Source organism: Streptococcus mitis (assembly GCF_001074635.1).
GTDB classification, from domain to species: Bacteria; Bacillota; Bacilli; order Lactobacillales; family Streptococcaceae; genus Streptococcus; species Streptococcus mitis_E.
Map to the genome: position 1 here is coordinate 20,506 of NZ_JUQO01000008.1, position 7,831 is coordinate 28,336.

General features: G+C 40.5%; 9 protein-coding genes. All 9 read right to left on the bottom strand.

Annotation, left to right across the window (positions count from 1 at the left end; genetic code table 11):
• Positions 1 to 15: 15 nt before the first annotated feature.
• Positions 16 to 2,097: an elongation factor G gene (gene fusA, locus ADI58_RS00265; protein WP_000090345.1), complete on the bottom strand. Its 2,082-nt coding sequence runs from the start codon at positions 2,095 to 2,097 to the stop codon at positions 16 to 18.
• Positions 2,098 to 2,376: 279 nt separating this feature from the next.
• A complete protein-coding gene (gene rpsG / locus ADI58_RS00270) occupies positions 2,377 to 2,847 on the bottom strand; it encodes a 30S ribosomal protein S7 (RefSeq protein ID WP_000087873.1) in 471 nt (156 codons plus the stop codon).
• Between the two features lie 19 nt (positions 2,848 to 2,866).
• Positions 2,867 to 3,280 carry a 30S ribosomal protein S12 gene (rpsL, locus tag ADI58_RS00275; protein ID WP_001142332.1) on the bottom strand — a complete coding sequence of 138 codons (414 nt, stop codon included), beginning with the start codon at positions 3,278 to 3,280 and terminating at the stop codon, positions 2,867 to 2,869.
• A 314-nt stretch (positions 3,281 to 3,594) separates the two neighbouring features.
• Entirely contained in the window at positions 3,595 to 4,194 is a 600-nt protein-coding gene (locus ADI58_RS00280) for a response regulator transcription factor (protein ID WP_049521024.1), read from the bottom strand.
• Position 4,195: 1 nt separating this feature from the next.
• Entirely contained in the window at positions 4,196 to 5,293 is a 1,098-nt protein-coding gene (locus tag ADI58_RS00285; RefSeq protein ID WP_049521025.1) for a sensor histidine kinase, read from the bottom strand.
• On the bottom strand, positions 5,293 to 6,030 hold the full coding sequence (locus tag ADI58_RS00290) for an ABC transporter permease (RefSeq protein WP_049521026.1): 738 nt from the start codon (positions 6,028 to 6,030) through the stop codon (positions 5,293 to 5,295). Before ADI58_RS00290 ends, ADI58_RS00285 begins: the two co-directional genes overlap by 1 nt.
• Before the next feature lies 1 nt (position 6,031).
• Complete coding sequence (locus ADI58_RS00295) at positions 6,032 to 6,916, bottom strand: ABC transporter ATP-binding protein (RefSeq protein WP_049521027.1); 885 nt, start codon at positions 6,914 to 6,916, stop codon at positions 6,032 to 6,034.
• Positions 6,903 to 7,097: a hypothetical protein gene (locus ADI58_RS00300; RefSeq protein ID WP_049521028.1), complete on the bottom strand. Its 195-nt coding sequence runs from the start codon at positions 7,095 to 7,097 to the stop codon at positions 6,903 to 6,905. The genes ADI58_RS00295 and ADI58_RS00300 overlap by 14 nt, the downstream gene beginning before the upstream one ends.
• Positions 7,094 to 7,300 (bottom strand): hypothetical protein, encoded by a 207-nt coding sequence (locus ADI58_RS00305; RefSeq protein ID WP_000390697.1) that lies wholly within the window; start codon positions 7,298 to 7,300, stop codon positions 7,094 to 7,096. The genes ADI58_RS00300 and ADI58_RS00305 overlap by 4 nt, the downstream gene beginning before the upstream one ends.
• Between the last annotated feature and the right edge of the window lie 531 nt (positions 7,301 to 7,831).

Here is a 7,831-nt window from a genome sequence, read left to right on the forward strand (position 1 = left end):
TAGAGCGAGGACTGATTAGTCTTCACCTTTGTTTTTCTTAATGATTTCTTCTTGTACTGACTTAGGTACATCTTCGTAGTGGTCAAATACCATCATGAATGTACCACGTCCTTGAGATGCAGAACGAAGAACTGTTGCGTAACCGAACATTTCAGCAAGTGGAACGTAAGCACGAACGATTTGGCTGTTACCATGTGCTTCCATACCATCTACACGTCCACGACGAGCAGTTACGTGCCCCATAACATCACCAAGGTTTTCTTCTGGAACAGTGATTGTTACAAGCATCATTGGTTCAAGGATAGCTGGTTGTGCTGATTTAGCAGCTTCTTTAAGAGCAAGTGAAGCCGCAATCTTGAAGGCAGTTTCAGATGAGTCGACATCGTGGTATGAACCATCGTAAAGCTTAGCTTTAACGTCAACCATTGGGTAACCTGCAAGAACACCGTTAGCCATAGATTCTACCAAACCTTTTTCAACCGCTGGGATAAATTCACGAGGAACCACACCACCGACGATTGCGTTTTCGAATTCGAATCCTTTACCTTCTTCGTTTGGAGTAAATTCAATCCATACATCACCGAATTGACCTTTACCACCAGACTGACGTTTGAAGAATCCACGTGCTTGAGTAGAAGCGCGGAATGTTTCACGGTAAGATACTTGAGGAGCACCTACGTTCGCTTCAACTTTGAACTCACGACGCATACGGTCAACAAGGACGTCAAGGTGAAGTTCACCCATACCAGAGATAACTGTTTCACCAGTTTCAACGTTTGTTTCAACGCGGAACGTTGGATCTTCTTCAGCCAATTTTTGAAGGGCGATACCCATCTTGTCTTGGTCTGCTTTAGATTTAGGCTCAACCATCAACTGGATAACTGGTTCTGGAACGTTGATTGACTCAAGGATGATTTTAGCTTTTTCATCTGTCAATGAGTCACCAGTTGTAGTATCTTTCAAACCAACGGCAGCAGCGATATCACCTGAGTAAACAGTGTCAATTTCTTGACGGCTGTTAGCGTGCATTTGAAGGATACGTCCGATACGTTCACGTTTACCTTTAGAAGTGTTCAATACGTATGAACCTGATTGAAGAACACCTGAGTAAACACGGAAGAATGTCAAACGACCTACGAATGGGTCAGTCATGATCTTGAAGGCAAGAGCCGCAAATGGCTCTTCATCAGATGCTGGACGAGTTTCTTCAGCATCTGTATCTGGGTTAATACCTTTGATTGCTGGGATGTCAAGTGGGCTTGGAAGGTAGTCGATAACCGCATCAAGCATCAATTGAACACCTTTGTTCTTGAAGGCTGAACCACACAATACTGGGAAGAATTCAACGTTGATAGTCGCTTTACGGATACCAGCTTTCAATTCTTCGTTAGTGATTTCTTCACCTTCGAGGTATTTCATCATCAATTCTTCGTCAGTTTCAGCAACTGCTTCAATCAATTTTTCACGGTATTCTTGAGCTTGGTCAAGGTATTCAGCTGGGATGTCTTCTTCAAGGATATCTGTACCAAGGTCGTTAGTATAGATTTCAGCTTTCATCTTAATCAAGTCGATGATACCACGGAAGTCATCTTCAGAACCGATTGGCAATTGGATTGGGTGTGCATTTGCTTGAAGACGATCGTGAAGCGTGCTTACAGAGTAAAGGAAGTCAGCACCGATTTTGTCCATTTTGTTAGCAAATACGATACGTGGAACTCCATACTCAGTTGCTTGACGCCAAACTGTTTCAGTTTGAGGCTCAACACCTGATTGTGAGTCAAGAACGGTAACCGCACCATCCAATACACGAAGAGAACGTTGTACTTCGATTGTGAAGTCCACGTGTCCTGGTGTGTCGATGATGTTTACGCGGTGGTTGTTCCACTGAGCTGTTGTCGCAGCAGACGTGATAGTGATACCACGTTCTTGCTCTTGCTCCATCCAGTCCATTTGTGACGCACCTTCGTGAGTTTCACCGATTTTGTGGATTTTACCAGTGTAGTAAAGAATACGCTCAGTAGTTGTTGTTTTACCAGCATCGACGTGAGCCATGATACCGATATTACGAGTTTTTTCAAGTGAAAATTCGCGTGCCATGAGGTTTGTTTCTCCTATTTATTTTTGATTTCTATTCTATTATAACATGATTTTAATAAAAACGGATAGGCAGGACCTACCCGTTCTCAATGTTTTCATGCTATTGTTGGTTTCAACTTGTAGATTTACAAGTTGAATTGAACTCGTGCTAAAGTTAATTAGCCGATTTGAGCCGAAACGGGATGCTGTGTGAAAAAGATAAACTTCCTTGTATTCGTCGAATACTGCGTCAGTTTCCTATTTTCACCTTGCATCCTTACCGTTCCTAGCATCATGATTTTACCAACGGAAGTGTGCGAATGCACGGTTAGCTTCAGCCATACGGTGAGTGTCTTCACGTTTCTTAACAGCTGCACCAGTGTTGTTAGCAGCATCCAAGATTTCTTTTGCAAGACGGTCTTGCATTGTGTGTTCACCACGAAGACGAGCGATTGTTACCAACCAACGAAGTCCAAGTGTTGTACGACGTTCTGGACGAACTTCAACTGGGACTTGGTAGTTAGAACCACCAACACGACGTGCACGTACTTCAAGTACAGGCATGATGTTTTCCATAGCTGTTTCAAATACTTCAAGTGCATCGTTGCCAGTAGCTTCTTTGATTTGCTCAAAGGCACCGTAAACGATTGAAGCAGCAGTACCACGTTTACCATCAAGCATAACGCGGTTGATAAGACGAGTAACTAGTTGTGAATTGTAAAGCGGATCTGGCAATACGTCACGTTTTGGAGCTCTATTTTTACGACTCATTTCTCTTTATCCCCTTTCCTTATGCTTTTGGACGTTTAGTACCGTATTTAGAACGGCCTTGTTTACGATCGTTAACACCTGCAGTATCAAGTGCACCACGGACGATATGGTAACGTACCCCTGGAAGGTCTTTTACACGTCCACCACGAAGAAGAACCACGCTGTGCTCTTGCAAGTTGTGTCCGATACCTGGGATGTAGGCAGTAACTTCGATAAGGTTGCTCAAACGTACACGAGCGAATTTACGAAGGGCTGAGTTAGGTTTTTTAGGTGTCATTGTTCCAACACGAGTTGCAACACCACGTTTTTGTGGTGAAGAAACGTTTGTTTGAACTTTTTTATGACTGTTGTAACCAACGTTCAAAGCTGGTGATTTAGATTTTTCTACTTTTGATTTACGCGGTTTGCGAACCAATTGGTTAATTGTAGGCATCTACATTCTCCTGTGTTTTTTTTATTTTTGGTGATGATACACTTGGTGACAGCTATCATCTGTGTGTACTTTTGCAACATTTGTCAGCACGTCCCTGTACACTCTTGAGAGACCAAAAGTAAAAAGTACCGTCTATTATTGTAACAAAATTTTCCCTTGGTTGTCAAGATATTTTTCTTTTTTATTCTTAATTTTAGCTCTTTTGTGGTGCTCCCCCCAAAAAGAAAAAGGAGGAATCCCACCCTCCTAAAGTTAGTATTGTTCCATTCAATCCCATCAATTTTAACACATATGTTCAAAAAAATATTATATCATCACAACCAACCAGATTCTTTCGCGATATTAGCTGCCTCTGTTCGATTACCTGCATCTAGTTTCGAAAGAATATTGGTGACATAGTTTCGGACGGTTCCGTTGGATAGATAAAGTTTGTCTGCAATTTCTTGGTTAGAGAAGCCCTGAGCGATTCCCTTTAAAACTGCGATTTCTTGCTCTGTTAATGGATTGGGATGCGTCATCACCACTTCCATCAATTCAGGCGAATACTCCTTGCGTCCTTCTAGGACGGTGTGCAAGGTTTGCATGAGGTCTGCAATGTTTCTTTCTTTTAATACATAAGCATCTACTCCAGCCTTGACCGCACGTTCAAAATACCCAGGACGCTTGAAGGTCGTCACCACAACCACCTTTGTTTCTAGATTTTCTGCTCGTATCCACTCCAAGACTTCAAGACCTGTCTTAACAGGCATTTCTACGTCAAGGATGGCGATATTTACAGACTCCTTTTCTAATAGTTGGATTGCTTCTTGCCCATTCTTGACTTGAAAGACAGACTCTACATCCGGTTGAAGCGTGAGCAACTGGCACATGGCATCTCGCAACATACTTTGATCTTCTGCAACAAGTAGTTTCATCTTAGTTTCTCTCCTTATAAGGTAGTCGAACCTGAACTTCTGTCGGTTCTTTCCAACTAATTACCTTTACTTCTCCCGAAAATGGAAGAACACGATCTCGAACTGTATGGAGGTCATCCCCCTTTATAGAAGCAAAGCCACAGCCATCATCTCTCACTGTTAGAATGAGTTCTTTCTCTGTCCGTTCTAATTTTAAGTAGACTTTAGACGCTTTAGCATGTTTGATGATATTGGTCACTAATTCAAGCAAAATCATAGAAGCCGTTGACTCCAATTCCTGAGTTAAGCTAGCTGTATCTAGTTGATTAGCTATTTCCACCTCAATTCCAGCAATTTCTAACATCTTTTTCACAGTCTCTAGTTCGGATGTCAAAGTTCTAGACTTAAGATTTTCCACAATGGTTCGCACTTCATTCATGGAATCCTTGCTGATCTGGTGAATTTCTTTTAATTCCTTTTCCACCTGTGGATAAGCCTCCATCTGAAATAACTGCAAGGCTAGATCAGTTTTAACACTAAGCATAGCAAAGGTATGCCCCAGACTATCATGCAAATCTTGACCGATACGACTGCGTTCATTTTCAGCAAGCAATAGATTTATCTGCGCATTTTGCTTAGCCTGTGCTTCTTTCAAATCCTCCACAATCCGAATCCGAACCAAGCCAAAAGTCATTAAATCGACAAAAGCAAGAATTACAAGTAGATAGAATAGAAATTCAACTTCGATTCTCTGAAAAATCAACAGTTGGCCCACAACAAGGACTTGAGCAAGAAGAAAAGTCCAGACATGTAAAGACTTTAAACCACCTACGCTGAAATGATAACTTAAGAGATTAGATAGGAAAAAGAAAAACCAGATATAATTAACAGCAACAAAGGCAGTATTCCCAACTACATAAGTCAGCATGAGGCTCCAATATAGCCAAGATAGGCGCTGGCTCTTAGTTGTTAAAACACCCAAATACGCCACTACAAATAGAATATCAATCAGTAAATGCCAGGCAGAAAGCCACCCAGTCACTACAGGTAGGATGGGGAAAATCATAAAAATTAAACTGATCCAAAACATATAGTGTATGCTTTTCAGTCTTTCAAGCATTAAGCATTCTCCTTATGACCTTGAAGGTAAATGGTCAAACCAAACAAAACTACTGAAAAAATAAGTAGATAAACTGTGGCTGATAAATTGATGCCACCCTCGTTTAAGAAGGTCTTGAGCAACTCCATCAACTGATAAGTTGGTAGACACTTCCCGATTGCTTGCATCCAGTCTGGAAATAAAGAGATGGGCATCCAGAGTCCGCCTAAAACAGCCAAGCCTAGATAGAGAAGATTGCCCACGACAGACATCAGCTGACTAGTTGGTAAGAGAGTCAAGGTCAAGCCAAGTGCTACAAAAGCTACACTTCCTACTATCAGCAAGAGCGCAGCCCCAATCCAGCTTCCTAAAGGGATATCCACACCTCTGACCAAGTGCCCAACTGAGAAAACAACCAGGATTGAGACCAGATAATCAACCAGCATACTTGTTATCTTTGATAGATAATATTCTACCATATTTACCGGAGTATGGCGCAATGTTTTCTGCCAGTTGTTGATTTTATCGGTATGTAAAACAGCTGGGAATGAAAACATAGCTGTCGACATCATCGAAAAAGCTGTCATGGAGATAAGATAATCACGCAAAAAATTCGCAGGTCCACCTGGTGTGTCCTGGTACATGCCAGAAAAGAATAGATAGAATGCTGTCGGCATCCCTACGGATAATAGATAATAGACTAATTGTCGTTTGGTCAATAGAAATTCTATCTTGTTTAGTGCGATCCATCGTTTCATCTTAGTCATCTCCCTTTTGTGTTTCTTCAAAGATTGTATCCAACAAGCTACGATTATTGACTTCAATTTCTTGAATCCTACATCCTGCTTGCACTAACAGTTGCCAAAAAGCATCCGCTTCACGTGTAACTACTTGCAAAGCATCTTGTTTTTGTGACCAGTTTTCAACCAAGTTAGACTGCTCAACAATTTCCTTGTATGCCAGAGGAAGGATAAAATGCTTTTCAATCTCCTCACTGCGCATGGCTAGAGGTGTTGTATCGCGAATCAACTCTCCCTTATTCAAGACCAAGATTCGGTCCGCTGTATGCTCTACCTCTTCAATATAATGAGACGAATAGAGAATGGTGACTCCTTGCGCTTTTAGGTCCCAAACAATTTCCCAAAAACGTTGACGGGTAGAGGTATCCATGGCCGCAGTTGGCTCATCTAAAAAAACAAGCTTTGGTCGCCCAATTAAGGTCAAGACAAAAGAGAAAAGACGCTTTTGTCCACCTGATAATTTTTCTGCGAATTGCTCTTTTTGTTGCTGGTCAAACTGCAATAGTTGATCAATTTCCTGCTCGCTTAAGGGATTTGGATAGATACGTTGAAAGAAAACAATCAACTCTTTTACCTTTAATTTTTGAACAATTACATTTTCTTGAGGGAGATAGGATCTTGTGTAGTCTAACTTAGAGCTCATCACTGGTAAACCTTGGACAGATACTTGACCGCTGGAGACCAATTTATCTCCGAGCAAACAGTCCAAGAGTGTGGTCTTTCCTGCTCCGTTTGGCCCAATCATGGCAACACATTCACCTTCAGCTACCTCAAAGGAAATATCCTTCAAAATAGCCTTACCCTTGATGTTTTTATGTAAGCCTTGTACCTTAATCATGTTCATCATATTCTCCTTTCAGCCACTCCTTTCCCATAGGAAAGGCGATAAAAATCATAAATCCTAGTCCCCAGGCACCACGGATGAATTGGTGAAGGAAGGCTTGAACAAACCAACCTGTAAACATTTCTACCAACCATACCACTAGTGATAGTCCAATAAAAAGATAGAGAAACGCTTTTTTCATTTTTCAAACTCCTTTTTCACATCTGAGACTAATTTCAAACCTTCACGGATAAGCCAGGACATCATTCCAAATCCTGCAAATAGCTCCCAAGGAAAATGATAGAAATCTTCATCCAATCCTGAGAACATGAGATAAGTCATGACTCCTGCTGCAACTAGACTCACTGCGACAATCATTTTATTTTTCATCTCTTCTTCCTCCATTTGATACATCTATTATAATTCTTTGAATCTACAGCCACTAGAAGCTTCTGTCATGAGGAGATATGACAAATGTCATAAAAATTATGTTCAAAACAAGCAAGATACACTATACAATAAAACACAAGTAGAAAAATCTAAGGCAGCTTCCTCAAAATAAATATCAAACCCAATTCACACTATAATGTAAACTAATACTTATCTAGACTCGTAATAGTAGCAATTTTTATAACATTGAAAAATATATTATAGGTTCAACAAAAACTCTTCTATTGCTTTATTAAGAATTAATAATAGTTATAAAATCTATTAAATTTCAATGTGTATAATTAACTACCGTATTATTAAACAGGGTAGGAAACAAAAAAGTATAAAATGAATTACTGAAATTCAAAAAAGAGAGAAGCAAACTAATTCTCTCTTAATGTATATAATATCTAGTTAAAACAAAAAAGATACGCTTACGTATCTCTGTAATGAATCGGGAAGACAGGATTCGAACCTGCGACACCTTGGTCCCAAACCAAGTACTCT

Excerpts from the sequence above, each read along its gene's own strand:
- ADI58_RS00285 (WP_049521025.1), bottom strand. The coding sequence starts at position 5,293 with ATGCTTGAAAGACTGAAAAGCATACACTATATGTTTTGGATCAGTTTA.
- ADI58_RS00295 (WP_049521027.1), bottom strand. The coding sequence starts at position 6,916 with ATGAACATGATTAAGGTACAAGGCTTACATAAAAACATCAAGGGTAAG.
- ADI58_RS00290 (WP_049521026.1), bottom strand. The coding sequence starts at position 6,030 with ATGAAACGATGGATCGCACTAAACAAGATAGAATTTCTATTGACCAAA.
- rpsG (WP_000087873.1), bottom strand. The coding sequence starts at position 2,847 with ATGAGTCGTAAAAATAGAGCTCCAAAACGTGACGTATTGCCAGATCCG.
- fusA (WP_000090345.1), bottom strand. The coding sequence starts at position 2,097 with ATGGCACGCGAATTTTCACTTGAAAAAACTCGTAATATCGGTATCATG.
- rpsL (WP_001142332.1), bottom strand. The coding sequence starts at position 3,280 with ATGCCTACAATTAACCAATTGGTTCGCAAACCGCGTAAATCAAAAGTA.
- ADI58_RS00300 (WP_049521028.1), bottom strand. The coding sequence starts at position 7,097 with ATGAAAAAAGCGTTTCTCTATCTTTTTATTGGACTATCACTAGTGGTA.
- ADI58_RS00280 (WP_049521024.1), bottom strand. The coding sequence starts at position 4,194 with ATGAAACTACTTGTTGCAGAAGATCAAAGTATGTTGCGAGATGCCATG.
- ADI58_RS00305 (WP_000390697.1), bottom strand. The coding sequence starts at position 7,300 with ATGGAGGAAGAAGAGATGAAAAATAAAATGATTGTCGCAGTGAGTCTA.